Genomic DNA, 25,039 nt, shown 5'->3' on the forward strand with positions numbered 1-25,039 from the left:
TCGAGTTGACGCCCAGGTCGCACTCATTTATGGTCTGCAATCCCAAAGAATTGTCGACAATGTTAAAGTCATATGGGTGTCACTGGAACCAACAGCCCCTTGCGGGAGCCACATCAGAGCCTGGCTGAGCGCCTGTTTTTGACCTTGCGCGGTGAAATTGTGGAAGGTCGCATACCTGCAGGCAGCAAGATTAGTGAGCCGGAATTGGCCCGCCGCTTCAATGCCAGTCGCGGCAGTTTGCGTGAAGCCCTGATGCGTTTGGAGTCTCTGGGTTTGCTGGAGCGCCGGGTAAACATAGGTGCCCGTGTGGTGGAGCTGAGTGAGCGTGGTCTGCTGGAACTCTACGAAGTGCGTGAAGCTTTGGAGGGCATGGCCTGCCGCCTTGCCGCTGAGCAGCGCAGCGAGGAAGACCTGTTGGAACTGCGCCAGATGTTATCGCGCCACGAACAGCAGGAAGAGCTGCAAGCCGGTAAGGCGTATTTTCAGCCGGAGGGAGACTTCGACTTCCATTTCCGTATTGTGCAGGCCTCGAAGAATGATCTGTTGATCGACACCCTGTGCAACCGTCTTTATTACCGTGTTCGTATGTATCGCTACCAGCTGGGCATGGCCAGCCCCAGGGCACAGCGCGCTTTTCGCGAACACAGCCATATTATCGAAGCCATAGAAGCGGGGGATGGTGAATTGGCGGAGCTGTTGATGCGCCGACATATCCGTGCTTCCAGGCAGAATATTGAAAATAAACTGAGGTAGAGCATGAGCCAAAAGCCTTCCGCCGGCGCGCGTTTCCGCAGCGCCCTTGCCGAGAACCAACCGCTTCAAGTGGTTGGCACCATAAACGCCTATTCCGCCATTATGGCCGAGCGTATTGGCCACAAGGCGATTTACCTTTCCGGTGCTGGTGTTGCCAATGCTTCCTACGGCCTGCCGGATCTGGGTATGACCAGCCTAGACAATGTGCTAGAGGATGTGCGTCGTATTACTGCAGCCAGTGAGCTGCCGTTGCTGGTGGATATCGATACCGGTTGGGGTGGCGCTTTTAACATCGCCCGCACTGTCAAAGAAATGATTCGCGCCGGTGCTGCAGCGGTGCATATCGAAGATCAGGTGGCACAGAAGCGCTGTGGCCACCGCCCGAATAAAGAGATTGTTTCCAAGCAGGAGATGGTGGATCGCATCAAAGCTGCCGTGGATGCACGCACCGATGATGACTTCTTTGTCATGGCCCGCACTGATGCCTTCGCCCAAGAAGGTTTGGATGCCGCTGTTGAACGCGCTCAGGCCTGTATCGAAGCCGGCGCAGACGGTATTTTTGCGGAAGCCGTCACCAAGTTGGAGCACTATCGCGCATTTAAAGACGCGCTGAACGTGCCGATTCTGGCGAATATCACCGAATTTGGTAAAACCGAGCTCTATAACGCCAAAGAGTTGGGCGAAGCTGGTGCAGATATCGTACTGTATCCGCTGTCGGCGTTCCGAGCTATGAACCGTGCGGCGGAGAATGTGTATACCAGCATTCTGCAAAATGGTGACCAGAAAGCGGTAGTGGATACCATGCAGACCCGCGAGGAGCTTTACGACTACCTCAATTATCACGTATTCGAGCAGAAGCTCGATGAGCTGTTCAAGAAGTAATTTACTTTATAAACCGTGTGAGATGCCGGGTTAGGTTGCTTGCATGGCGGTTTTCGGACGAACACAGAAACTGTGCCTACAAAGGGGAGATAAGGAAGATGGCAGAAAAAGCATTGAGTGGCGCCGGCTTGCGTGGCCAGGTTGCGGGTAAAACTGCGTTGTCCACGGTAGGTAAATCCGGCTCTGGCCTCACTTACCGCGGTTACGATATCAAAGACCTGGCTCAACACTGCGAGTTTGAAGAAGTTGCCTACCTGATTTTCTACGGGGAGCTGCCCACCAGCGACCAGTTGGCGGAATACAAGGCCTTATTAAAAGGTATGCGCGGTTTGCCGCAAGCACTGAAAGAAGTGCTTGAGCGTATTCCCGCCGATGCCCATCCGATGGACGTAATGCGTACTGGATGCTCCATGCTGGGCAACCTGGAAGGGGAAGAGTCCTTCGCGCAGCAGCTGGAAAAAGCCAACCGCTTACTGGCTGCTTTTCCCTCCATCATTTGCTACTGGTATCGTTTCACCCACGACAACGTGCGCATTGAAACGGATACCGACGATGACAGCATCGGCGGCCACTTCCTGCATATGCTGCGCGGTGAGAAACCCAATGCCCTGCATGAGCAGGTGATGAATGTTTCCCTGATCCTCTACGCAGAGCACGAGTTTAACGCGTCCACTTTCACTGCGCGTGTTTGTGCCTCTACCCTGTCTGATCTGTTTAGCTGCATTACCGGTGCTATCGGCACTCTGCGTGGCCCGTTGCATGGCGGCGCCAACGAGGCGGCAATGGAAATGATCGAGCGTTTTGCCAACCCGGATGAAGCAGAGAAAGAACTGCTGGGTATGCTGGAGCGCAAAGAGAAAATCATGGGCTTCGGCCACGCGATTTATCGCGAATCCGATCCGCGCAACGAGATCATCAAAGCCTGGTCTGAGAAACTGTCTGAAGATGTGGGCGATAAGGTCTTGTACCCGGTTTCCGTACGCTGCGAAGAAGTCATGTGGCGCGAGAAAAAGTTGTTCTGTAATGCCGACTTTTTCCATGCATCCGCTTATCACTTTATGGGAATTCCCACCAAATTGTTCACGCCGATTTTTGTAATGTCGCGTGTTACTGGTTGGGCTGCCCACGTATTTGAACAGCGTGCAGACAACCGCATTATTCGCCCGAGCGCTGAATATGTAGGTCTCGAACCGCGCGAAGTACCGCCTATCGCCGAGCGCGGTTAATTTTCCTTTCACTATTGAAATGAGGCACACCCAGTGTGCCGGCTTCAGGTTGCCTTTTTGGGTGATCTGGAGCCTCTCTCAGAAGAGACACGACTTTAAAAAGATTCGACTGAACTGATTTACCTAGCTATGAATACTGATTACCGCAAATCACTGCCCGGTACCGACCTCGATTATTTCGATACCCGCGCCGCCGTTGACGCGATCCAGCCCGGAGCCTATGCCAAACTGCCGTATACCTCACGTATTCTGGCGGAAAACCTGGTGCGTCGCTGTGAGCCGGAAAAACTGACCGACTCGCTGAAGCAGATTATCGAGCGTAAACGCGAGCTGGACTTCCCATGGTTCCCGGCGCGAGTGGTGTGCCACGATATCCTCGGTCAAACCGCATTGGTAGACCTGGCCGGTCTGCGCGATGCCATTGCCGATAAAGGCGGTGATCCCGCCAAGGTAAATCCAGTTGTTCCTACCCAGTTGATTGTGGACCACTCCCTCGCGGTAGAGCACCCCGGTTTTGAGAAGGATGCTTTTGAAAAAAATCGTGCGGTAGAGGAGCGTCGCAATGAAGATCGCTTCCACTTTATCAACTGGACCAAAACCGCATTTGAAAACGTCGATGTGATTCCCCCCGGTAACGGCATCATGCACCAGATCAACTTGGAGAAAATGTCTCCGGTGGTGCAGGTGCGCGAAGGCGTGGCCTTCCCGGACACCTGTGTGGGTACCGACAGCCACACGCCGATGGTCGATGCTCTGGGTGTGATTTCTGTGGGCGTTGGCGGCCTGGAAGCTGAGAGCGTGATGCTTGGCCGCGCCTCTTATATGCGTCTGCCGAATATCGTTGGGGTTGAACTCTCTGGAAAATTGCAGCCTGGGATTACCGGTACCGATTTGGTACTGGCTCTCACTGAATTCCTACGCCGCGAGCGTGTGGTCGGAGCCTACCTGGAATTCTATGGTGAAGGGGCTTCCAACCTGACCCTGGGGGATCGCGCTACTATTTCCAATATGACTCCGGAGTATGGCGCTACTGCGGCCATGTTTTCTATCGATGAGCAAACCATCGACTACCTCAAACTCACCGGCCGCGATGATGAGCAGGTAGCTTTGGTAGAGAAGTTTGCCAAGGAAACGGGCCTCTGGTCCGATACCTTGAAGGATGTCGAATACGAGCGCGTACTGAAGTTCGATCTGGACACAGTAGGTCGTAACCTTGCTGGCCCCTCCAACCCTCACGCGCTGCTGCCGGCCTCGGAACTGGCCAATCGCGGTATCGCCAAGGCCTGGGAAGAGAAAGCTGGTGAGATGCCTGATGGTGCTGTGATTATTGCGGCGATTACCAGCTGCACCAATACCAGTAATCCGCGCAATATGATTGCCGCAGGCCTGATTGCCCGCAATGCGAACAAGCTTGGCCTGACCCGCAAACCCTGGGTGAAATCCTCCCTGGCGCCGGGCTCCAAAACGGTAAAAATGTATCTGGAAGAGGCCGACCTGCTACCGGATCTGGAGCGGATGGGCTTCGGCGTAGTGGCTTTCGCCTGTACCACCTGTAATGGCATGAGCGGTGCCCTGGACCCGAAAATCCAGCAGGAAGTGATCGACCGCGATCTGTATGCTACTGCAGTCCTGTCTGGAAACCGCAACTTCGATGGTCGTATCCACCCCTATGCCAAGCAGGCTTTCCTGGCTTCACCGCCGCTGGTCGTTGCCTACGCTATTGCCGGTACCATCCGTTTCGATATCGAAAAAGATGCGCTGGGTTACGATGCCGATGGTAACCCGATTACCCTGAAAGATATCTGGCCCAGCGACGAAGAGATTGATGCGATCGTACGTCAGAGCGTGAAGCCACAGCAGTTCCGCGATGTGTATATTCCCATGTTCGAAGAACGGGATGCCGCAGAAGAGCAGGGCCACGCACTCTACGACTGGCGCCCGGTGAGTACCTATATCCGCCGCCCACCTTATTGGGAAGGTGCCCTGGCAGGCGAGCGCAGCTTGAAGGGCATGCGCCCGCTGGCGGTGCTGGGTGACAATATCACTACCGACCACTTGTCTCCCTCCAATGCCATTCTGGCCAGCAGTGCTGCCGGTGAATACCTGGCGAAGATGGGATTGCCGGAAGAGGACTTTAACTCCTACGCAACCCATCGTGGTGACCACCTCACTGCCCAGCGTGCAACTTTCGCCAACCCGAAGCTACTCAACGAAATGGTGCGCGATGATAAGGGCGAGATTCGCCAGGGCTCTCTGGCTCGTGTCGAGCCGGAAGGGCAGGTTACCCGTATGTGGGAGGCGATCGAGACTTATATGGATCGCAAGCAGCCGCTGATTATCATTGCTGGTGCCGACTATGGGCAGGGCTCTTCCCGTGATTGGGCCGCGAAAGGTGTGCGCCTGGCCGGCGTAGAAGCGATTGTGGCCGAAGGCTTCGAGCGTATTCACCGCACTAACCTGATCGGTATGGGCGTTTTGCCGCTAGAGTTTAAGCCGGGAACTACTCGCGAAACCCTGGGTATCGACGGTACCGAAAGTTTCGACGTAATCGGTGAGCGTACCCCCCATGCCACGCTGACTCTACTGATCCACCGCGCCAACGGTGAGACAGTTGAAGCTCCGGTAACCTGCCGCTTGGATACTGCAGAAGAGGTTTCCATTTATGAGGCTGGGGGTGTTTTGCAGCGCTTTGCGAAAGACTTCCTCGAAGCAGAGGCGACGGCTTAAATGTTGAAATTTGCTCCTCAAGTCAAAATCCCCGCGACTTATATGCGCGGGGGCACCAGTAAGGGCGTTTTCTTCCGTTTACAGGATCTACCCGAAGTTGCGCAGGTTCCAGGAGAGGCCCGTGATAATTTGCTGTTGCGGGTAATTGGTAGCCCGGACCCTTACGGAAAGCATACCGATGGGATGGGTGGAGCCACTTCGAGCACCAGCAAAACGGTGATCCTGTCTGCCTGTGATAAGCCCGATCACGATGTGAACTACCTGTTTGGCCAGGTTTCCATCGATAAGCCCCTGGTCGATTGGAGCGGTAACTGCGGTAATCTCACTGCGGCTGTTGGAGCTTTTGCGATTAATAGCGGTTTTGTTGATGCTGCGCGAATTCCAGAAAATGGTATTTGTACAGTGCGCATTTGGCAGGCCAATATTGGCCAAACCATTATTGCCCATGTACCTATTACCAACGGTGAAGTGCAGGAAACCGGAGATTTCGAGCTGGATGGTGTAACTTTCCCAGCAGCCGAAGTGGAAATTGAGTTTATGGACCCCTCGGACGGCGAGGGTGCCATGCTTCCCACCGGTAACCCAGTCGATGATCTCGAAGTGCCAGGAATTGGTGTACTCAAGGCGACCATGATCAATGCCGGCATCCCCACGATCTTCGTCAATGCGGAAGATATTGGCTATACCGGCACCGAGCTGCAGGATGCCATTAATGGCGATAGCAAGGCGCTCGCCATGTTCGAGACCATCCGTGCCTACGGTGCGGTGAAGATGGGCCTGATTTCCTCTGTGGAGGAGGCCGCGGCTAGGCAGCACACGCCGAAGATCGCCTTTGTCGCCAAGCCGCAGGACTACATTGCCTCCAGTGGAAAAAAGGTAGCGGCGCAAGATATTGATTTGCTTGTGCGAGCCCTCTCCATGGGTAAGCTGCACCACGCCATGATGGGTACAGCCGCCGTGGCTATAGGAACTGCAGCGGCTATTCCCGGCACCCTGGTAAACCTTGCCGCCGGTGGGGGTGATCGTAACTCCATTTGCTTTGGCCATCCTTCAGGCACATTGCGGGTTGGAGCCCATGCGAAAGTGGTAGATGGCCAGTGGGTTGCCACCAAAGCCATTATGAGCCGTAGTGCGCGCATCCTGATGGAAGGCTGGGTGCGAGTGCCAGGCGATAGTTTCTAGTCTTGGTATAATCACATCTTTAGGGGCGTGATACGCCCCTTTTTAGTGGTCGGCTTGTACTCTTGAAGGGTTTCTATTTTATTAGCCGGCTCACACAATATTTTCGTAGACTCTCATACAGCTTTGGGCTACCTTTCCCTGCACCCCGAGCCACCCATCCCAGCCCCTGGCTTATCCTCGGCCGCAATCTCACTCGGGTCTTACGCTGTTTCTATAAGAATACAGTTTGATTATTAGGTAGTGCTCTTGGCGAAATTACACATCGCCGTGCCTCTTATTGTTAGCAGGAAATAAACTTGGTAGCAGCCAAATCGTTAATGTCGCTCGGTGGCGATAACACTATCGATGAAACTCTATTTGCACACATCGCTAGGGATCTTACCGAGCAGGGCTATAGTATTCGCCATGCCGCACTACCCGAATCACTCTCCAGTGCGCTTTTTACCTATCGGCAGGAAATGAACGGAGAGAAATTTATTGATGCAGGGGTCGGGCGAGGTGACGATTACCTACGGAATGAATTCGTGCGAACGGATGAAATTTGTTGGATTACCGGGGAATCTGCTACAGGAAGAGATTGGCTCAGCTGGGCGGGCCAGCTTCAGGTTTATCTCAACAGGCATCTTTTTCTGGGGCTCTTCTCATTTGAAAGTCATTTTGCCCATTACCGGCCTGGGGACTACTACAAAAGGCACTACGATGCATTTCGCGGAGAGGCGAACCGGGTGCTCTCATTGGTCGTCTATCTTAATCCAGGCTGGAGCACTGCGGATGCTGGTGAGCTTGTGCTCTACAAAGATGAGCAGGATAGGGTCGGCACCAAAGTAACGCCGTTAATGGGAACGGTAGTGACTTTCTTAAGTGAGGAGTTTCCCCACGAAGTTCTACCAGCTAATCGGGATCGCTACTCCATTGCAGGCTGGTTTCGGGTAAATACTTCAGTAACCGATCGGGTTGATCCGCCCCGTTAAATTAATGAGTTACCCGCTTAAAATTAACCTCTAGTGAGCCACCTACCTAGGTAAACCTACTAGTACCCTGCGGTAACCGCAGGGTTTAAAGGGTACTAAATCACCTTTCGATTGATTTAGAGATCCGATTGATCCTAATCGCGATCCGCCCCATCGTATCTCAGTTTCACAGAACTCTCCTTTTTGAGATTTTAACCTAGCCGACGTACAGCCGACGGCCCGTAGGTAAGCCACGCATAACAATCAAACCGGCTTTCCTGTTGCAGCAGATTGGAGAGACATCAATGACAATTAAAAAACCACTTACCCTTGCGATTGCAATGGCCAATATAGCGGTGGCCTCAGCCTGGGCACAGGAAGCTAGTAATCAAGAAGATGACTGGGCGTTGGAAGAAGTCACTGTTACTGCGACGAAGCGCGAAACCAACCTGATGGAAACTCCAGTAGCCATTTCCGCTTTCACCCAGGAAGAGTTAGATCGTCAGGGTATTAAGAATGTAAAAGATCTGGGCAGTACAATTCCCAATGTGGATATCGGCTATGATGCTTCTCAGTCTTCACCAGTGATTTCTATGCGTGGTGTTCGCTCTACCAATACTACTGAGTTTGGTGATCCAGCTGTTGGCTTACACTTCGACGGTATTTATTCTTCGCGCCCCCAGTCTGCAATGGCAATGATGTTTGACTCTGAAAGGGTAGAAGCCATGCGTGGGCCTCAAGGTACTCTTTACGGGCGTAATTCTACTGTTGGTGCCATTAATGTAATTTCAAAAAGACCGGTAATTAATGAGTTCGAAGGTTCCGTGGGCGTTGAGCTTGGTCGCTGGAATCAAGAGCTGGTCAAAGGCGTTATCAATATTCCGGTTTCAGATACCTTTGCTCTTCGTGCGTCCTTTATGGATGAGACACGGGATTCCTACCTTACCGGGTTTTATGACGTTAACCAGTGGGATAATCGCTATATTGATGCTGACTCTGTAGGTGCGAGCGTTTTATCTGGTGACGCTTCAAAAACCTTCATTCAAGCGAATAATGCTGAAGGAGCTACGGACCATCAGCTAGTTAGAGCTGATGGTGATGATTTTTATGGGAATGTTGATCAGCAGGCGGTACGTATAGGTGCGTTATGGGAACCAACTGACGATATTTCTTGGTATGCCGTAGCGGAACACTATCAAGATAGTAGTGCAGGCGGCATCAACACTATTGACTGTGAAAAGGCTGAGCAGCGAGAAGATGGTGTAAATTGTGAAACCTACTACGGATCCGGAGCTGACGAGTACACAGTTGCTGTGAATGTACCGGGTGAGCTTGATCTCACCATGACTTCATTCCGCTCTAACTTCCGCTGGGATTTCAGCGATACCATGGCGTTTGTGTATAACACCGGGTATGCCGTCCAGGAGCGAAGCAACCTGATTGATATTGATGCTGGCCGCAATACCTGGGATATGAGTATGAGTATTACGGACTCAGAAAATGTCTCTTACTCCCATGAATTGCAGTTGCAATCTACAGGTGATGGTCCCCTACAGTGGATTACAGGTTTGTTTTATTTCCACGAGACCACTGATCTGAAAGGTTACTTCCTGGCCTCATTAGATAATGCCGTATTCTGGAGGCAGCCAGATAGAACTATAGAAGCCAGCGCAGTATTTGCTCAGGCTACCTATGACCTTACTGATACCCTCCACCTAACTGTTGGTGGTCGATATACGGAAGATGAGAAGAGTGATGTAGGTGGTAACAACCTGAGTTGCACTCGAGACTGGTCCACTGAATCAGATGAAGAGTATGGCTGCTTCCCTGCCTATTTACAGGGCACCTTTAATAGCTTCTCTACCAACCACTTTGCAGACAGCTCAATTTATACAATTGATACTTACAATGATGCCAGCAAGAGCTGGGATTCATCCGACTTTCGAATTGGTCTCGATTATGACCTGACAGATGAAGTCATGCTGTATGCATATGTTGCAAGTGGATTTAAGTCCGGTGGTTTGGGTGATGTTGTCATCCAATATGAGCAAGACCCGGACACGGCTGAGTATATCTACGATGATGAGGGAAATCGGGTTGTTCAACAGGTAATTGACACTAGCTATGATGAGGAGAAAGTCATTACTTGGGAGCTAGGAGCAAAAGGTACCTTCTTGGATGGTCGACTAAATCTGGCTAGTACCTTCTTTTTTTCCGACTATAAGGATATGCAGCTAGCTGCACCTGATACTGCATACTCGTACTATGCGGTAGAGCGAGAAGGTGAGAACGCAGGTGAAATTACAACCGAGCCCGTCGTCATTTACCTTACTAAGAATGCTGCTAGCGCAGAGATTATGGGGCTAGAGTTAGAGTTTGATTGGGCCCCCTATCCGAATGGCCGAATCAGTGGTTTTGCTACCTGGATGCAAACAGAAATCACCTCTGATTTTCAGAACCGCTGGAATTTCAATAACCAAGCGTTATTCGAAATTTCGGATTATGGTTTAGCTCATGACAATACTAATGAAGAGCTCTTCCGAAATTTGAAGGGTAATGAGCTGCCTGTATCACCTGAATTCAGCTTCACAATCAATTATGATCACACCTTTGAGTTGGCCCACGGCGGTGCAATTATTCCGTTTATAGGCATCCACTGGGAAGATGAGTCTTATCTGACCTACTGGAATGTTGACAAGCACGACTTCCCCACTGGTGATACTTCTGCTTTTGATGACAGTCGTGATTCCTTCTGGATGGTAAATGCTTCCGTGAAGTATGTAAGCCCGGACGATCAGTGGAACGTTGAAGCCTTTGGTAATAACCTGACTGATGAGATTGTTCCCTACTACGCTGATGGAAGTGATGGCCTCGTATCTGGGCCATTCTCCACTCCAATGAGCTACGGTGTACGCTTTAACTACAACTTCTAAGTAGCTACTGTTACTCCATAGTAAAAAGCCGGGTCAATAGATGGTCCGGCTTTTTTTATGGCTCGTGAGTGAAGTCAAAACTTCTCACGAGTACTTTAGCCCATATCAAGACATGCGTGTATCTTGGGGCTATGTAAACTGCTAGGTTCTGGTTTTACGCCAAATTATGCGAATCAGATAAAATACAAATAGGGCGATAAGCATCCAGGGTAAAAGGTAGGCGATTGCAGTGATTGCTTCAGATAGCCCATCAGACAAATTTTCACCAAAATGAGATAGGGAGTCTAATATGGGACTCCAGAAAGAAGTATAAGATTTTGAGTGTAACTCAATTTCAACCACATCCATCTGAGTTCGCTTGAGCAGTTTAGCTTTTTTACCTTGTGAATACTCAATATCAGATTGTACCGATGCTAACTTTTCAGCAACCTTTATTAGAGTATCAATGTCACTCGCAGATTTTTGTTCCAGTTCTATAAGTCTCGATTGATACTGGAGTAACATTTCAAGTCGTTTTTGGCCGTCGATAATGACATCCTGTAAATCTTCTGCTTTGGTTTCCCGCTGTATCACTCCTCCTTGCTTTGATGCCAGATCAATGATTTTATCGACTCCGGTGGGGTGTATTCTAAGGTGAATCCTTCCGTAGGGCTTTTCATCATTGCGGAGACTAGAATGCAATATTGTGCATTTTTTCTCCATCTCCTGTTGGCAAAGTAATTGGAGTCTGTGGAATACAGGTTCAACTTCTTCAGCAGGTAGTTCAGTTGTCAGGAAATGTTCGTAAGCAATATACTGATCTTGTCCACCTCGATTGCCCGCTGTGATAGGTTCCGGGAACCGGATATCTGCATCCCTGTTGCTGGTGGTATGGGCATTGGGACTGTATGAAGTTGTTGATCTATCACTGCTTGATTCTGAGCAGCCAGAGCTACTGCCCAATATAAGCAGGACAAAGACGTAGTTAAAGAGTCTCATTTTGATCCCGTTTTTTAGTTAATCCGAATAGATTCGAATCTAACATTGTCCGGTTTGCTTATAAAGATATGCGCCGCTGTACATGTTGTTTACTTGGAGTCATGCATTTGGGATTCATTAAGGGTCTCAACATTTATGTTATTCTCATATGGGGCTGAGTGTTTGTTCTAAATTTGTGTGTTGATGGAAGATAGGTGATGTCGACAATAGAACTGGAAGAAAGGCGAAAGTTAGAGCTAATCGAAAAGATTAGGGGTTATTTATCTAAAGAATTTGAGTTGGAGATTGGCAGTTTTGAAGCGGAGTTCTTTATTGATTTTCTTGCAAAGGAGATGGGGGCAGGGTTTTATAATCAAGGTCTACATGATGCTCAGGTAATAGTGTCCTCTAAATTGGAAGATATTTCTGATGCAATTTATGAAATAGAAAAGACTGTCGACTAGAAATATTGCCTCTATTGATGGCAATTTGATTCTATTGTTCTTGAGTTGTTTAGGGGTGTTTTTTCTTGGGTTTTTCTGCTTGGATAAATAACATGGCTGCAAATACTAAGATTATTCCAGGTATAAAGTTGATAGAGAATTTCGTCATTTCCAATGCTGTAGCCAATACCAGTACAAATACCGGATTCAAGAAGCTGTATGCTGCAACTTTGGTCGCCCCGATTCTTATTGTGCTAAATTGCAGCAGGAAAAAACTGATTAATGTTGTGAATAAGGCTAAATAGAATAGCCCTCCGTAAGTTTCGACAGGTATATTTCGCCATTCTATTTGGCTTAAACTTGGGAATGAAAGCAGTAATAACCAGAGGGCGCCAAATAGAATAACCCAGAATGTCATAACCTCTGTAGGCTCCCCTGAGTGGACTCTCTTGATCAGTGGATTATACAAGCTGAGCGATATAGCACCTAAGGTGAATATCCAATCCCCTCTATTTAGATCCAGCGTTATCGCTGTTGTAATACTCCCTTCAAATACAATCCAGGCCGCACCCAATGTTCCAAGGATAAGACCGATGACTTTGCGGGCGCTGCTACGCTCACCATTGATGATCAAGGCAAAGACGGCAGTCATTGCAGGAACGGTTGTAAAAAGGGCGCCGGTATTCACTGCTGTGGTGTATTTGAGCGCTTCAAACATACACCAGAAAAAGATAACCAATGGGATGCTGAGTAGCGCATAACCCAGTAGCTTTTTGGGGGGTGGAAGCTGAAATCCATGCTTTAAGAATATGAAGGGCGCAAATAGCCCTGTTGCAATTAAGAACCGAATCATCATCAAGCAATCTGCCGGTAACGAATCGGCGATTAACGCACCAACAGGAAATGAGCCAGCGACAAGTAATGTGCAGGCTATCATCAAGCCGTGAACCCACCACAATGATGTGCCGCTGCTTGCCGTTGCTGTAGGGTTGATACCCCTTGAAAGTTCGCGCATGACTCTTCCCTCAATAAAAGCGAGATCAGAGTAACTCGTTTCTGATAAACTGATAATCCATCAATTAAGATACATACTGTTGAGAGAAAGGAAACAGTAGTTTATGGAAAGTTTTGCAGCCATACCGGTATTTGTCACAGTGGCCGAAACCGGTGGCTTTTCCCCGGCCGCCAAGTTGCTGGGGATATCCAAGTCTGCAGTTAGTAAACGGGTCAGTCAGCTGGAAGAGCAACTTGGGGTAAAACTATTGCATCGCACCACCCGCAAGCTGAGCTTGACAGAGGCGGGCGAGCATTTTTTTCAGCATGCCCGAATCGCTTATCAGGCCGCACAGGACGCTCAGGATGCCGTGACTCAGCTTCAAGGTGAGCCTCAGGGGCGCTTGCGAATCAATGCCCCAATGTCCTTTGGCAGGTTGCATTTGGCACCGCTTATCCCAGTGTTTCTAAAGCGCTATCCAAAAATCACGATTGATCTGGTGATGGACGATAAGGTGGTAGACCTGATTGGAGAGGGGTTTGATATCGCTATCCGTGGTGGTGACCTGCCTGATACCAGTTTGATTGCCCGCAAGCTGGCGCCTCTGCAAAGCGTGCTCTGTGCCTCTCCCGCGTACTTGGAAGAGTTCGGCAAACCGATCGAGCTTGAACAGTTAACAGAGCACAATTGTTTGATGTTTACTTATTCCAGGGATGTAAAAGAGTGGAATTTTATTCAGGATAACCATCTACACACCATAGAAGTCAGGGGTAACTACCAGGTCAATAACAGTGAAGCGCTGCGGGAAGCCATTCTCCAGGGGCTTGGCATCGGCCGCCTGCCGACTTTTGTCGCAGGAGCGGATATCAAGAGTGGTCTCCTGGTGCCTTTGTTTGAAGAATATCAAATGCCGGCCAAGACTATTTATGCCGTATTTCCGGAGCGGCAGTATATGCCTGCCAAAGTACGGGCCTTTATAGACTTTGCCATTGAGTACTTTGGTGGCGACATTCCCTATTGGGATTGTTAGTTTGTAAACTTTTTCTCAACAATCTTTTAACAAAAGAGCCCATTATCAAGCCAGGAGAAACCCAATAAGCTTTCTCTCATCGACATTCACAAGATGATTAATTGTCAGAGGGAAATTATGGACCTGTTCACTGCTGTTGAAACTCGCCGTTCGGTCAAGCATTACGATGTATCTGAAAAGATGACATCAAGTGAGTTTAACCAGCTTATCCAAGCCACAATGTTATCGCCAACATCCTATAACATTCAGCATTGGAGATTCCTGCGAGTAACAGATTCCAGGCTTCGAAGCAGACTTAAGGATGCTGCCTGGGGTCAACAGCAAGTGGAAGATGCGTCTGAGCTGATTATTCTTTGTGCAGATATAAACGCTTGGAAAGATCGACCAGAACGCTATTGGGCTGATGCACCCAGAGAGGCGAGGGAACTTTTAGTCCCGATGCTAACTGACTTCTATAGAGATAAACCCCAATTACAGCGAGATGAAGCAATAAGGAGCTGTGGCTTAGCGGCGCAAACCATGATGCTTGCGGCAAAAGCACTGGGCTATGACACCGGCGCACTGGTTGGGTTTGACTCAGATAAAGTGGCCGAGCTTATAAACCTGCCAGAAGGTTATCTGATCGGAATGATGATAGTCGTGGGTAAGGCTAGCAAGGCAGCGAATGGACGTGGTGGCCAGTTAGCATTGGGTGAAGTGTTATTTGAAAACCAATTTTGAGCATAACTTACATACCGTAGTTTAGTATTTATGCTTGCAATCTGTAGGCTGTTCTTGTGATCAATTATCCATATCTCCGCTAGTGGGATAATTGATCACAAGTGGATTAGAGCACAAAGTCAATTGGCGGTTATTGGGTGGGTAAAAAATGAATCGGGTAGTGAATTGTTGTTCTTCGTGTGTCGCTGGCACCGAAGTTAAATTCCTGAATCTTTGCCATTAACTGATCGGTAAACGGCTTGGAATCGAGGCTGGAGCTGGCCAATGCGATATTGGCGACTTCGCCACTAGGTTCAATATCGATAATAAATTCCGCGCCGCCTTCAAGGTCAGGGTCTTGTTTGCGCGCACTCAAGTATAAACGATAAAGCTGGCCTTTGTGTTTATCAAATACCTGCTGAATTTCTACTCTGCTACGCTCTCGCTTTTTCTTAACGGTTTTTTTAAGGGTGGCATCTGCTATGGCTGGTGGTTTTTTATCAGAGAAGCTGGCGTTTCCGCTTTGATCGACCCACTGATAAATTTCTGCGCTTGCAAGATTGCTGGAGAGTGTGAGACTGATACAGAATAAGCTTTGATAAGTAAATCGGTTCATTTTTCCATTTATACTTCGATATTCTTGACCAAGTACTTAGTCTACTTTAGGTGCTACGCCTAGGAGGAGATTAGCGTATTGATTGGTTAAACCTAAGGTTCGTGAATTTTCTGTAGCAATTAATCGCCAGGCTTTACAAGGTATCTTTGTACAATTTTCCCATCTGCTTCGATCTCAGAATCGAATAATCCACCACATGCCTTAATTGTATTGGCAGAGGCGGGGTTGTCTTTGTGACAGTGAATGTGAATTGTCCCGGCTTTCATTTCCTGAAGCCACTGGATCGAGAGCTCCATCAGGCGTTTACCGTACCCTTTGCCTCTATACTTGGGTCTGATCCCCAAACCAATATGCCCACCGCAGTGGGTAATTCTATCGTTCAGGTAGTGGCGAATATTGGTGACGCCTACGATTTTAGTTTCATCAACAAGCCATAGTGTAGAACTTGGGACAAAGCCTTCCGGTAGGTTTTTACCCTGTGCAAAGTTAATGAGCTTTTGGATGAGAGCTTCGAAGTCCGCATGATCAAAATCCATAGGAAAGGGATAGCGCTCTTCATCACCCAACTCTTCTATATATTGCTGATAACTAGCCTCATAGATAGCTGAAGGGGGTACTAATTTCAAGGTAATGCCTGGGAATTCGAGTTATGAATAGGGTGAAAGCAAAATTTAGCCTATAAAAATTAGCTGTGTAATCTCTAAAGAATTGTTAAAACATTTGAGTTGGCAGAAGGGGATAAAGGGACGGCTGTAAATGACTGCATCTTGGGCGCCCTTTGCCAGGAATAGGACCCCAAGACGGTAGGAAAATTTTAAGCTGCCTGAAATTTCAACAAGACAGTACATCCTGTTTCTGACTGGGGAATATGTGCTGAGCCAATGGGGTTGTGAATAAATGATCCCTCGAGATGATCGTCTCTGCCATCATTAAAGATCCCTGAAATCACAAAAATTTGTTCTGCACCGTCAACATGTGTTTCCACACCTGGGTATCTGGCTCCAGGTAGAAACTCGAAGACAGACACCCAGCTTCCTGCTTCCTCTCTCCAAAGACTTCTCTCGAATATGCCGGGAGCAACCTCCCTGGCTTCAATATTCTTCCAGTGACTAGACGTGATGCCAGAAAAATTCACTTGATTCATAGCAGTACTCTTCCATCTTAAGCAACAATATTTTGCGCGCAAAGTATTGTTGCTTAAGTTCGGGTTTACCGTCAAGTACTTTGCGCGCATAATATATAGATCTGTTCAGTGAGTAATCAAGATGACTCCAAAAGAGTTCAATCTCCAAGAGTTGGTGTGTTTTGCCTTATATTCGACAGCGAACTCTATGGTGCGTGAATATAGGCCGGAGCTTGATCAGTTTGATCTTACCTACCCGCAGTTTCTGGTGATGATGAGCCTTTGGAATGAAGACTCTGTTTTCATCAAAGAGCTAAGCCATCAGACTTACCTGGATGCAGGCACCTTGACTCAAGTTCTGAAACGCCTAGAGGCTAAAGGGTTTATCGAGAGGCAAAAGTCCAGCGTGGACGAGCGTGCAAAAGTGATTGTCCTCACCCGAAAAGGGCGCGATCTAAAGCAGAAAACCTCTCATATACTTGAAGATATGGCCTGCAAGGTCAGATTAACGGCTGAAGAGCAACAGGACTTGACCTCACTGTGTCATAAAATTTTATCCCGGCTGAAAAAATAGGGTTGGACCTTATTCAATCGTCCATCACTTTGGTTTGTTATTTATGATTTTTTAATAACTCTTTGGCTTTGTTTGGAACTGACTCATAACTTGGGTATTCAGGAGCCCTTGATGCACAAAGACTCAGTAGCTTTATCGCTTCCTTTTTCTGATTGACTTTAAGGTAAGCTATCGCTAGAGAAAGTTGTGCATTTGGTAGGCAGTAGTGGGGCTTTAGATCAATGGCTCTTTTTAAAACCGCTATAGATTGTTTCCAATGATTTAATTCTTGGAGGCACATACCATAAGCGATGTAATATCTTGGGTCATTAGATGAGGCCGTTAACTGTGCATAAAGCTGAAGAGCTTGAGAAAGCTTCCCAGAAGTTTGGAGCTCACAAGCCCTGCGATAGCTTTTATCTCTGTCCATATTGATAGTGCTAAATTTAATCGTTAATTCCTACATATATTTCAATCCGATCCACATTCCCGCTCTCATCCAACACTGCAATTTGATGCTGCCCACTCTGTGGTGAGAGTGCAAAATTTTGAGTGCCCAATGTTTCATCCTTGGGTTCGCCGTTGATAAACCAGTAGCGTTTCCCTTGTCCTCCTATCGCGCTGAGATTTATACGTGGTAAAGGAGCGCTGTTACCGGTAGGAAGGTATTGGTTACCATTGCTGGCACCGACAATTTTCAGTGGGGTACCCGTAGTTGCGGTTGGGGCGTTACATTCGGGCGCTGTCGGTGGGATTTGTTGGTTCCGAGTTTGGTTGGTGGGCAACCAGGACTCCAGCTCCTTTGGCCACAGGGCAAGGCTTCTCTTTGTAGCAGAGGAGTCCATACAGCTGGGTTTTACCCGCAAGCCCTGTTGGTTGGCAAAGAAGTGGTAAGTTTGTGCAGCACGTAAAGGTTCTCCTTTTGGGGGGAGGGTTCGGGGCGCCCGGCCCTGGATAAGCCAGGCATTGCGCTGTTGGTGGCAGAGTTCATCTTCGGTTAACGACTTCTGGCCTCCTAACGGCCAGCAGATTTCTGTTTGGATTATTGATTCGGGTCTTGCCAGGCGTTGCTGCTTGTTACCTGGTAGAGATGAAATCACTGCATTTAACAATGGCGTTGCACTGATGGAGCCGTAGTAGCCGGGGAGGGGGGTGCCGTCTGGGCGACCTACCCAAATTCCTACGGTATAGCTGGGGGTTACACCGATCGCCCAAGCATCGCGGTAGCCGTAACTAGTGCCTGTTTTCCAGGCAATATCTGCTTTGCTTTGCCTTACCAGATTGCGCCAGCGGCGTGAGCCACCACTGTTGGAAGCCAGCATCTCAAATGTGATCCAGGCGGCCTCTGCAGACATCAGGTACCGCTCTCGCAGTGGAGTTTCGGGTAAATAGCGGGGTGCTGCGGATAGCCCGCTGCGTGCTAGGGCTGCATAAAGTCCGGTGAGTTGGTCCAGGCGGGTGCCAACGCCACCTAAAATCATGGCTAGATTAGGTTTGCCGCCGCTGGGAAATTGTAGTGAGAGGCCGGCATTTTCCAGTGTCGCTGCGAATCGGCCGGGGCCGTAGTGCTCCAGCAATTGCACGGCTGGGATATTGAGAGAGCGCTGCAAAGCGGCAGTAGCACTGACCGGGCCGGAAAAACCACGATGGAAATTCTCTGGGCGGTAATCTCCATAAATTCGCGGTGCATCACTGAGCAAGGAGGCGCTGTGGATCAGGTCTCCATCGATTGCCAGTCCATACAGAAATGGTTTGAGAGTAGAGCCGGGCGAGCGCGTGGCTCTCGCCATATCTACATAGCCATATCGACGTTTGTCACCGAAATGGGAGGCTCCCACATAGGCGCGTACAGATAAGTCGGAATTCTCCAGTACTATAACGGCGGCAGAAGTTTTCTGCGGATAGCTCTCCATATAATCGCGCAGATAGTCCTCCAGTCCACGCTGAATATTGCCGTCAATGGTGGTGTTAATCACCTCTTGATCACCGATGCTTTCTACCAGCCAGCGGGATAAATGAGGGGCATTCTGTGGAAATTCCAGACGCTCCGCATAAACGTTTTCTAGCTGCGCGCGCTCGACCTCGTTTGCGCTCCAAACGCCGTAGACCTGTAACCGGGTCAGAACTTTATCCCGAGCTTTTTGTGCTCGATTTGGGTACCTGTCCGGTCGTAGGCGACTGGGCGCTTGGGGTAATACTGCCAGGAGTGCCGCTTCGGCGTGGGTGAGATCGGCGGAGGATTTACGCAGGTATAAACGGCTGGCGGCTTCCACGCCTTCAATATTGCCGCCGTAAGGTGCCAGATTGAGGTAGAGATCGAGAATTTCCTGCTTGCTGAAATGCCATTCCAATTGCAGGGCGCGCAACATTTGTTTGGTCTTACCGATTAAAGTCCTGTGATGTGGATCTAGCAGGCGCGCTACCTGCATGGTCAGGGTGGAGCCACCGGAGACCACATGTCCATTGCGAAGGTATTGGCTGGCCGCCCGAACGAGCGCAAAGGGATTGATACCTGGGTGCTGATAAAAATGGCGATCCTCATAGGTGAGTAGTGCCTCGATAAATCGTGGCGCTACTTCATCTTGCGTGATGGGGTAACGCCACACGCCGCGATTATCAGCGAAGAAACGCAGTGGCTTACCATGGCGATCAGCCACTACCCGCGCAAAACCATGTGTTTCAGGCAAAGGTAGGGGGAAAATAGTATCCAGGGCCAACAATGTGACTAAAAGAAAGAATGGTGAGATCAGCAGCACGCGAAACATGCGGCTGCTGTTTTTCCATCGAGCTATTAGTGTGGCTAACAGTTTCAATGCTTGCCGATTACCTGTACTTGCGCCATTGGGTTCTTGCCAATGGAAAAGCGTTCAGGGTTATACATATCCTCCACAAAGGGAGGTGGTACCTGGTAGTGACCGGGAGTTACTGCTCGGGCGATATAAAAGAGATTGGTGGGTTTCCACTCAGATTGATCCAATGCTGCCACAAATCGATCATCGCGGAATTCCATGTGTTGTATATTGTCCTGGTCGTTCTGCCATTGGGCGATACTCTTACCGTCGAATTTAAGCTCATCCACTTTGATACTATCGGCGAGGTTTTGGTTTTCCAGCTCAAACCCTGCGGGTAGCAGGTCTACTGCGAGAAGATCGGGCAGGCGTCGGTCCGCGTCGATTTGCAGGCGCGCCAGATAGAGTTCACCTTCACGTACCTGAGTCGGCACCACACTTGAACCGTCTAGTTTGTGGTAGCTGCGCGTGATTTTAACGCCCTTATCCATCACCTCTGTAGGTGCCTGTTTGCTGTAACCATTAATGGTAATAGCAGCGAAGAGTTTTTCTATTTGGCTGGTTACCTCAAATACCTCTGCGGCTTCACGACCACGGAAGAGAGTATTGTGCGGATTATCATCATTCACTTCCCGTAAACCATCAATGGTTTTTAGTAAAGCAGACCAATTTTCACCGCCATTAAGCTGTAACTGAACGCCGGCCATAAATATACTGCCTCGTTCCTGCGTGCTTAGGTACTCCCGTTCACGGAGCAGATTCACCATTTCAAACAGCATCTCTTCGGCTTTGTCGGTAGCCAAATTATGCTCCAGCAATAGGGAGATCATCTGTGCAGTATCGCGTAGGTTAGAGCCATAATCGCCGTAGTAACTAAGGCGCTTGCGCTCAATGGAAAGGGCTTTTTGTAAGGCCTCTTGAGACAGGGTGTTATCGCCCATGGCCTGGAGAGCAATTGCCATATGTAACTGTGGTAGAGGGGATCGGGTTAAGTCAGCACCGCTTTCGTAAAGGCTGCGCAATTGGCCGAGCGAGATTTTTTGCACACGGGATAGCACATAGGCGGCATAGGAGCGGGCAGCATAAGCGTAAAAGTCAGGGTCACTACTATAGCGCTGTTGATAAAAGCTACCGCGCTCGCGGGCATATTCCTGCAGACGCTTGAGGGTGGACTCCAGGCGTGTGTTATCGAACACAATACCTTGATCACGAGCGCGCAGAAGTAAGTCGGCCGCATAAGCGGTGAGCCATTGGTTCTCTGCTGATTCCGCACTCCACAGGCCAAAACCGCCGTTGCTTTTTTGCATACTGAAGATACGTTCGATACCTGCATCAATACGTCTCGCACGCTCGATTTCGTCCAGGGGTTCGATGCCCAATTTTTGTTGCTGTAGTGGCGTTGCCATCACCAGTGGATAAACACGGCTGGAAGTTTGCTCCAGGCAGCCATAGGGATAGCGAAGCAAATTTGCTAGGTGGTCCTGAAGTTGCAATTGCGGGCGGCTATCCAGGGATACTAATGTTTGTACCGTGTCCGGCATCAGGGAATCCAGAAAAGCCTTATCCGGGCTGAAACTCTCATCCTGCTCTAGAAGACGGCGCTGGGTGTGCGTGGTGGCGGGCCAGGCTGGGCGAACACCCAGGCGCCACTGGCGTTCGATGGTGATATTCTGGCCATCTTCATCTATTGCACCATTTACTATCAGTTGGAATTCCGCTTCACCAGTGGCGTTTTTGGCAGTAATTGGGAAGCGCAAAGTCTTGCGCTCGCCATCGGCCAGCTCTAACAGACGCTCTCCCATTTCCATATCCACAGCGCCCACAGACCGCATTTCCACAGTCAGTTTTTGCGTGCTGCCGCTCAGGTTGTTCAGGTCAAGCGCCAGTGTGCTGCGATCTCCGGGAGACATAAAACGGGGTAGGGCAGCTTGGGTGACTAATGGGGAGGCTACTATCAGTTCTCCTTCAGTACTGCCAAACCCCTCTTTACTGAATGACACCGCCATTAGGCGCAGGCTGCCATTGAATTCCGGCAGCTGAAGGGAAATTTTGGCTTTGCCTTGCTGATCGAATTCCACTGGCCCGGAAAATAGCGAAACGATCTGCACATCGGAATTGGGCTCTTCTCCACCACGCGCCAGTTCAGCATCTCCACCGAAACGTTGCTCCAACAGCTTGCCATTACCAGACTCAATAATTCGGTGATAGATATCGCGGACATCAACACTGTAGCGGCGCTGGCCGAAAAAGGCTTCAAAGGGATCTGGTGTTTCAAAGCGGGTGATATTGAGCACGCCCACATCTACCGCTGCCAAGGTGGTCCAGGCTGCGCCGCCATTTTTACCGATGGAGTCCAGGTCCGTGATTACGGTGGCTTCTATCTCTGAGCCGGGCAGGGCGCGTGCCGGGGCTTCCAGGCGCACAGGCAAGCGTCGGGCTTCCCGGTCCAGTGGCAAATGAGCCAGTCCGAAAGCGCGATTAGGGGCGATACGCTCATTCTTATCGGCCGGGCGCAGTGCGGTTACGGAAATATAAGTATCGTGACTGTCCCAGTCTGCTGAAATGGGAATTTCAACTTTGGTGCCCGATTTCTCTACCGATACACGCTCGGACCACAGCAATCGATCGCTCTCTACCAACACCAGCGCTTCACCGTCTGCCGGCGGCACTATAGTGAGTTGTGCTAAATCTCCAGGTGAGTATTTGGGTTTATCTAAAGATAAAGCCACGGTATCCGGGCGGGCCGCCTGGCCTTTCGCTACTTGGTCCTTACGCCACCAGTAATACCAGTCGCGCCCAGCATGGAAGCGCAGGCTGCTGGTGGCTCCGCTATTAGTATCGGTAATTTCCAAACGGTAGTGGCCATTTTCCACAGGCACCGTGAGTTTCAGGGGAGTCTCTTCATTAAATTGCAGTTGGCGGCTGAAAGATTCGAACTCGGCAGTGGAGTATTCATAGTGCCAACCCTGGCTAGCGGAGTACTCCCAAAAATATTGGCGATCCTCTGAGATTAATACCGCACTGAGATTGCGGCCTGTGACCGGTTCACCTAGTGCATCGGCTACAACAATTTCGAATTCCGGTCGGCTATTGGCCGAGGGATTCTCCTTGCCAAAGTTAGGGCGAATGCCGACTACTGGATGCTCGGGCCAAACCAGAACGGGATGTTGCCGAGTTACGGGGCGGCCGCCGGACTCGAACAGGCTCGAAACCAGATTAATTTTCAGCGGGCTCTTCGCGTGATTCCAACGGGATCGCAGCGGTAATTTGCCAAGCCCTTCAGCATCCAGCTCAATGGTGGACGCATTAAACTGGCGCGCGGGTAATCGCTCAGTGGCGTCCCCAAACAAAAACCCTTCCCATTGAGGGAAGGGTTCCCGGTAGTGGCTGACTTGTACCAGAGTTTCCAAGCGGTTGTTGGCGGCCGGAGCACCGTACAGATAGCTACCTTCAACTTCCAGTTTCAAGGCTTTATCGTGCCCCTGAACCAGGCTGCGCTCTTCACCATCCTGTAATACCAGCTTCATACGTTCCGGTAGAAACTCCTCCACCTTGAATGGGTAGCGCACTTTGCGTCCATCGGCCAATTCGACTTCCAGGCGCCAGTCACCCGTCGGAGCATTTTGAGGTAGGGGAAGCAGCTTCTCGTAGTATCCCGGCGCGCTGGCGTGCCAAGTGAAAGTACGGGCACTGGTGTTATCGGGTTTAATCAAGTCCGCCTTGATCGGTAAGTCTTTTAAATAGCGCCCGTCGTAATTGCGTAGCAGGCCGCTAACTTGTATGGATTCTGTGGGACGGTACAAATCCCGGGGACCGTACATAAAGAACTCCATCGGCCTGGAAGGGCGTTGGCCCAGCTTGAAGTCCGATAGGTCCAGCGCCGGTTCGCGCAAATCTAACAGAGAGAAATGGCCTGTATCTGGGTCTCGCGCAACAAAGAAGCGCTGGGAGTCCTCCTGCTCCTGGCTGAGCATAAAACGAACATGCCCTTCTTTGGAGGTCGTCTGCTGCTTGATCAGTCCTCCTTTGTTATCCAGTAGCTCCACCTGGATGCCTTTCAATGCTTGACCCTCATCCAGAGAGGAAACATAGAGGTCAATGCTTTCCGGGTAGTAACGGGCATGTAAGCCCAAGTTGGAAATAGAAAAGTGGGTGACATCGAAAAGATTGGTGTTGTATACACCGGCCGGCTGCATGACAGCAACATAAATGCCTGGCTGCTTTAATGGTTCAATATGGCCTATGGAGAGATCGAAGTCTCGCTGAACATATTTTTCTTGGGTTAGATCAAAATGTGCACTGTAGACTAACTCAGCAACATTGTTCAGAGCCCTTAACTGGTAGTAGTACTTCAGAGACTGATTGTTGACCAGACTAAGGAAGGCGGAATAGTGTTCAGGCTTCACTCTGTGAAAATGGATTTGCACCGCTTCAATGCTGACGGCAGTCACTGGTAAGCCAGGTGTTACCGTAACTGGAAATATACTGCCGTTACTGGAGAAGCTGATACTGGGTTCGATACGCCGAGTGTGAACTGTGTCCTTCTTTAACTTTCGTAACTCGAATCCATCCTTACTGGGCAGGCCGGGGTGTATCGCTACACTGTAGCGTGTATTCGGTTCGATGTTGGTGAAGTAAAGGATCTTTTGGTTGTCAGATAAAACCCAGCCCCCATCGACATCTTCACCATTTTCCTGGGTGAGGGTTAGGTAGGAACCAAAATGGGCATTCCCCAGCAGTGGCTCAGAAAAGATCACCGCAATAGCTCGCGCATCTTTGTAGACCCGCTCACCTATATGGAGCACCGTAAGAGCACTTTCCGTTGAATCCGCAACCAGCGGCATCGTGTCGTTGTTGGAAGTAGAAGCCTGCGAAGGAGCTTCTTCACTGGACTTGCTTAGGGGTTTGGTATCGGAAGTTGTTGATCCAGTCTCACTACTAGCCTCTTTAACACTAGCCTTTGGGGCAGAGACTAATGGGGGTGTTTCTTCCTTTGAATTTTCATCACCGCTTTTGAGTGCCCCATGGGTAGATGCCTTTTTAGTAGAGGGCTCGCTCAGCTTTTCTGGCTTCTCAGGCGTGCAGGCTATAGCAACAAGACAGAGAAGAATGACCGCAATCCAACGCGGTAAGCGGTGAGGGAACATGGATATTTCCTAGTTGGTAAAGAAAGTGGCGGACA

19 protein-coding genes are annotated in these 25,039 nt (G+C 49.7%); 11 read left to right on the forward strand and 8 right to left on the reverse strand.

The genetic code is table 11. From position 1 onward, the window contains the following. Positions 1 to 99 precede the first annotated feature (99 nt). The 7 genes from ACJJIC_RS12760 to ACJJIC_RS12790 all read left to right on the forward strand — a co-directional run bounded on the left by ACJJIC_RS12760 (position 100) and on the right by ACJJIC_RS12790 (position 10,653). On the forward strand, positions 100 to 753 hold the full coding sequence (locus tag ACJJIC_RS12760; protein ID WP_252085777.1) for a GntR family transcriptional regulator: 654 nt from the start codon (positions 100 to 102) through the stop codon (positions 751 to 753). A 3-nt stretch (positions 754 to 756) separates the two neighbouring features. Further along, on the forward strand, positions 757 to 1,635 hold the full coding sequence (gene prpB / locus ACJJIC_RS12765; protein ID WP_445357097.1) for a methylisocitrate lyase: 879 nt from the start codon (positions 757 to 759) through the stop codon (positions 1,633 to 1,635). A gap of 98 nt (positions 1,636 to 1,733) precedes the next feature. Next, positions 1,734 to 2,861: a bifunctional 2-methylcitrate synthase/citrate synthase gene (gene prpC, locus ACJJIC_RS12770; protein WP_445357098.1), complete on the forward strand. Its 1,128-nt coding sequence runs from the start codon at positions 1,734 to 1,736 to the stop codon at positions 2,859 to 2,861. Positions 2,862 to 2,990: 129 nt separating this feature from the next. After that, a complete protein-coding gene (gene acnD, locus ACJJIC_RS12775) occupies positions 2,991 to 5,588 on the forward strand; it encodes a Fe/S-dependent 2-methylisocitrate dehydratase AcnD (RefSeq protein WP_445357099.1) in 2,598 nt (865 codons plus the stop codon). After that, the gene (gene prpF / locus ACJJIC_RS12780; RefSeq protein WP_445357100.1) at positions 5,589 to 6,770 is read left to right on the forward strand and encodes a 2-methylaconitate cis-trans isomerase PrpF; all 1,182 of its coding nucleotides are present in this window, start codon (positions 5,589 to 5,591) and stop codon (positions 6,768 to 6,770) included. A 296-nt stretch (positions 6,771 to 7,066) separates the two neighbouring features. Further along, positions 7,067 to 7,741 carry a 2OG-Fe(II) oxygenase gene (locus ACJJIC_RS12785; RefSeq protein ID WP_444886081.1) on the forward strand — a complete coding sequence of 225 codons (675 nt, stop codon included), beginning with the start codon at positions 7,067 to 7,069 and terminating at the stop codon, positions 7,739 to 7,741. A 284-nt stretch (positions 7,742 to 8,025) separates the two neighbouring features. Further along, positions 8,026 to 10,653, forward strand: coding sequence for a TonB-dependent receptor (locus tag ACJJIC_RS12790; protein WP_445357101.1), 2,628 nt, complete (start codon positions 8,026 to 8,028; stop codon positions 10,651 to 10,653). 141 nt (positions 10,654 to 10,794) lie between these two features. Here ACJJIC_RS12790 and ACJJIC_RS12795 read toward each other — a convergent pair whose 3' ends face one another. After that, complete coding sequence (locus tag ACJJIC_RS12795; RefSeq protein WP_445357102.1) at positions 10,795 to 11,631, reverse strand: DUF4349 domain-containing protein; 837 nt, start codon at positions 11,629 to 11,631, stop codon at positions 10,795 to 10,797. Positions 11,632 to 11,828: 197 nt separating this feature from the next. On the opposite strand from ACJJIC_RS12795, the gene ACJJIC_RS12800 reads away from it, so the two are divergent. Continuing rightward, a complete protein-coding gene (locus ACJJIC_RS12800) occupies positions 11,829 to 12,074 on the forward strand; it encodes a DUF2164 domain-containing protein (protein ID WP_152453703.1) in 246 nt (81 codons plus the stop codon). 49 nt (positions 12,075 to 12,123) lie between these two features. On the opposite strand, the gene ACJJIC_RS12805 is transcribed toward ACJJIC_RS12800, so the two are convergent. Beyond that, complete coding sequence (locus ACJJIC_RS12805; protein WP_445357103.1) at positions 12,124 to 13,068, reverse strand: DMT family transporter; 945 nt, start codon at positions 13,066 to 13,068, stop codon at positions 12,124 to 12,126. Positions 13,069 to 13,171: 103 nt separating this feature from the next. Between ACJJIC_RS12805 and ACJJIC_RS12810 the strand changes: the two genes are divergently transcribed. Further along, positions 13,172 to 14,077, forward strand: coding sequence for a LysR family transcriptional regulator (locus tag ACJJIC_RS12810; RefSeq protein ID WP_444885071.1), 906 nt, complete (start codon positions 13,172 to 13,174; stop codon positions 14,075 to 14,077). 117 nt (positions 14,078 to 14,194) lie between these two features. Then, complete coding sequence (locus ACJJIC_RS12815; protein ID WP_252085787.1) at positions 14,195 to 14,797, forward strand: nitroreductase family protein; 603 nt, start codon at positions 14,195 to 14,197, stop codon at positions 14,795 to 14,797. Positions 14,798 to 14,927: 130 nt separating this feature from the next. On the opposite strand, the gene ACJJIC_RS12820 is transcribed toward ACJJIC_RS12815, so the two are convergent. From ACJJIC_RS12820 to ACJJIC_RS12830, 3 genes are all read right to left on the reverse strand, one after another. Next, entirely contained in the window at positions 14,928 to 15,392 is a 465-nt protein-coding gene (locus ACJJIC_RS12820) for an AgmX/PglI C-terminal domain-containing protein (protein WP_445357104.1), read from the reverse strand. A 119-nt stretch (positions 15,393 to 15,511) separates the two neighbouring features. Beyond that, positions 15,512 to 16,018 (reverse strand): GNAT family N-acetyltransferase, encoded by a 507-nt coding sequence (locus ACJJIC_RS12825; protein ID WP_445357105.1) that lies wholly within the window; start codon positions 16,016 to 16,018, stop codon positions 15,512 to 15,514. A gap of 188 nt (positions 16,019 to 16,206) precedes the next feature. Further along, positions 16,207 to 16,536 carry a cupin domain-containing protein gene (locus tag ACJJIC_RS12830; protein WP_445357106.1) on the reverse strand — a complete coding sequence of 110 codons (330 nt, stop codon included), beginning with the start codon at positions 16,534 to 16,536 and terminating at the stop codon, positions 16,207 to 16,209. Positions 16,537 to 16,657: 121 nt separating this feature from the next. Here ACJJIC_RS12830 and ACJJIC_RS12835 point away from each other — a divergent pair, with 121 nt between their 5' ends. After that, positions 16,658 to 17,089 (forward strand): MarR family winged helix-turn-helix transcriptional regulator, encoded by a 432-nt coding sequence (locus ACJJIC_RS12835; protein ID WP_444886089.1) that lies wholly within the window; start codon positions 16,658 to 16,660, stop codon positions 17,087 to 17,089. Between the two features lie 37 nt (positions 17,090 to 17,126). Here ACJJIC_RS12835 and ACJJIC_RS12840 read toward each other — a convergent pair whose 3' ends face one another. Genes ACJJIC_RS12840 through ACJJIC_RS12850 form a run of 3 tightly spaced genes read right to left on the reverse strand, consistent with a single transcriptional unit; the run spans position 17,127 to position 25,004 of the window. Continuing rightward, the gene (locus tag ACJJIC_RS12840; RefSeq protein ID WP_445357107.1) at positions 17,127 to 17,498 is read right to left on the reverse strand and encodes a hypothetical protein; all 372 of its coding nucleotides are present in this window, start codon (positions 17,496 to 17,498) and stop codon (positions 17,127 to 17,129) included. 16 nt (positions 17,499 to 17,514) lie between these two features. Then, on the reverse strand, positions 17,515 to 19,833 hold the full coding sequence (gene pbpC / locus ACJJIC_RS12845; RefSeq protein WP_445357108.1) for a penicillin-binding protein 1C: 2,319 nt from the start codon (positions 19,831 to 19,833) through the stop codon (positions 17,515 to 17,517). Between the two features lie 44 nt (positions 19,834 to 19,877). Next, entirely contained in the window at positions 19,878 to 25,004 is a 5,127-nt protein-coding gene (locus ACJJIC_RS12850) for an alpha-2-macroglobulin family protein (protein ID WP_445357109.1), read from the reverse strand. Positions 25,005 to 25,039 lie beyond the last annotated feature (35 nt).

The sequence above is a fragment of the Microbulbifer mixtoriginis (SeqCode) genome, from assembly GCF_052468275.1.

What these genes read in the sequence shown, in the direction of transcription:
- prpF (WP_445357100.1), top strand. Translation starts at nt 5,589, where the DNA reads ATGTTGAAATTTGCTCCTCAAGTCAAAATCCCCGCGACTTATATGCGC.
- ACJJIC_RS12820 (WP_445357104.1), bottom strand. Translation starts at nt 15,392, where the DNA reads ATGAACCGATTTACTTATCAAAGCTTATTCTGTATCAGTCTCACACTC.
- ACJJIC_RS12805 (WP_445357103.1), bottom strand. Translation starts at nt 13,068, where the DNA reads ATGCGCGAACTTTCAAGGGGTATCAACCCTACAGCAACGGCAAGCAGC.
- ACJJIC_RS12830 (WP_445357106.1), bottom strand. Translation starts at nt 16,536, where the DNA reads ATGAATCAAGTGAATTTTTCTGGCATCACGTCTAGTCACTGGAAGAAT.
- ACJJIC_RS12850 (WP_445357109.1), bottom strand. Translation starts at nt 25,004, where the DNA reads ATGTTCCCTCACCGCTTACCGCGTTGGATTGCGGTCATTCTTCTCTGT.
- ACJJIC_RS12810 (WP_444885071.1), top strand. Translation starts at nt 13,172, where the DNA reads ATGGAAAGTTTTGCAGCCATACCGGTATTTGTCACAGTGGCCGAAACC.
- pbpC (WP_445357108.1), bottom strand. Translation starts at nt 19,833, where the DNA reads ATGTTTCGCGTGCTGCTGATCTCACCATTCTTTCTTTTAGTCACATTG.
- ACJJIC_RS12800 (WP_152453703.1), top strand. Translation starts at nt 11,829, where the DNA reads ATGTCGACAATAGAACTGGAAGAAAGGCGAAAGTTAGAGCTAATCGAA.
- ACJJIC_RS12840 (WP_445357107.1), bottom strand. Translation starts at nt 17,498, where the DNA reads ATGGACAGAGATAAAAGCTATCGCAGGGCTTGTGAGCTCCAAACTTCT.
- prpC (WP_445357098.1), top strand. Translation starts at nt 1,734, where the DNA reads ATGGCAGAAAAAGCATTGAGTGGCGCCGGCTTGCGTGGCCAGGTTGCG.
- ACJJIC_RS12815 (WP_252085787.1), top strand. Translation starts at nt 14,195, where the DNA reads ATGGACCTGTTCACTGCTGTTGAAACTCGCCGTTCGGTCAAGCATTAC.
- ACJJIC_RS12790 (WP_445357101.1), top strand. Translation starts at nt 8,026, where the DNA reads ATGACAATTAAAAAACCACTTACCCTTGCGATTGCAATGGCCAATATA.
- prpB (WP_445357097.1), top strand. Translation starts at nt 757, where the DNA reads ATGAGCCAAAAGCCTTCCGCCGGCGCGCGTTTCCGCAGCGCCCTTGCC.
- ACJJIC_RS12795 (WP_445357102.1), bottom strand. Translation starts at nt 11,631, where the DNA reads ATGAGACTCTTTAACTACGTCTTTGTCCTGCTTATATTGGGCAGTAGC.
- acnD (WP_445357099.1), top strand. Translation starts at nt 2,991, where the DNA reads ATGAATACTGATTACCGCAAATCACTGCCCGGTACCGACCTCGATTAT.
- ACJJIC_RS12835 (WP_444886089.1), top strand. Translation starts at nt 16,658, where the DNA reads ATGACTCCAAAAGAGTTCAATCTCCAAGAGTTGGTGTGTTTTGCCTTA.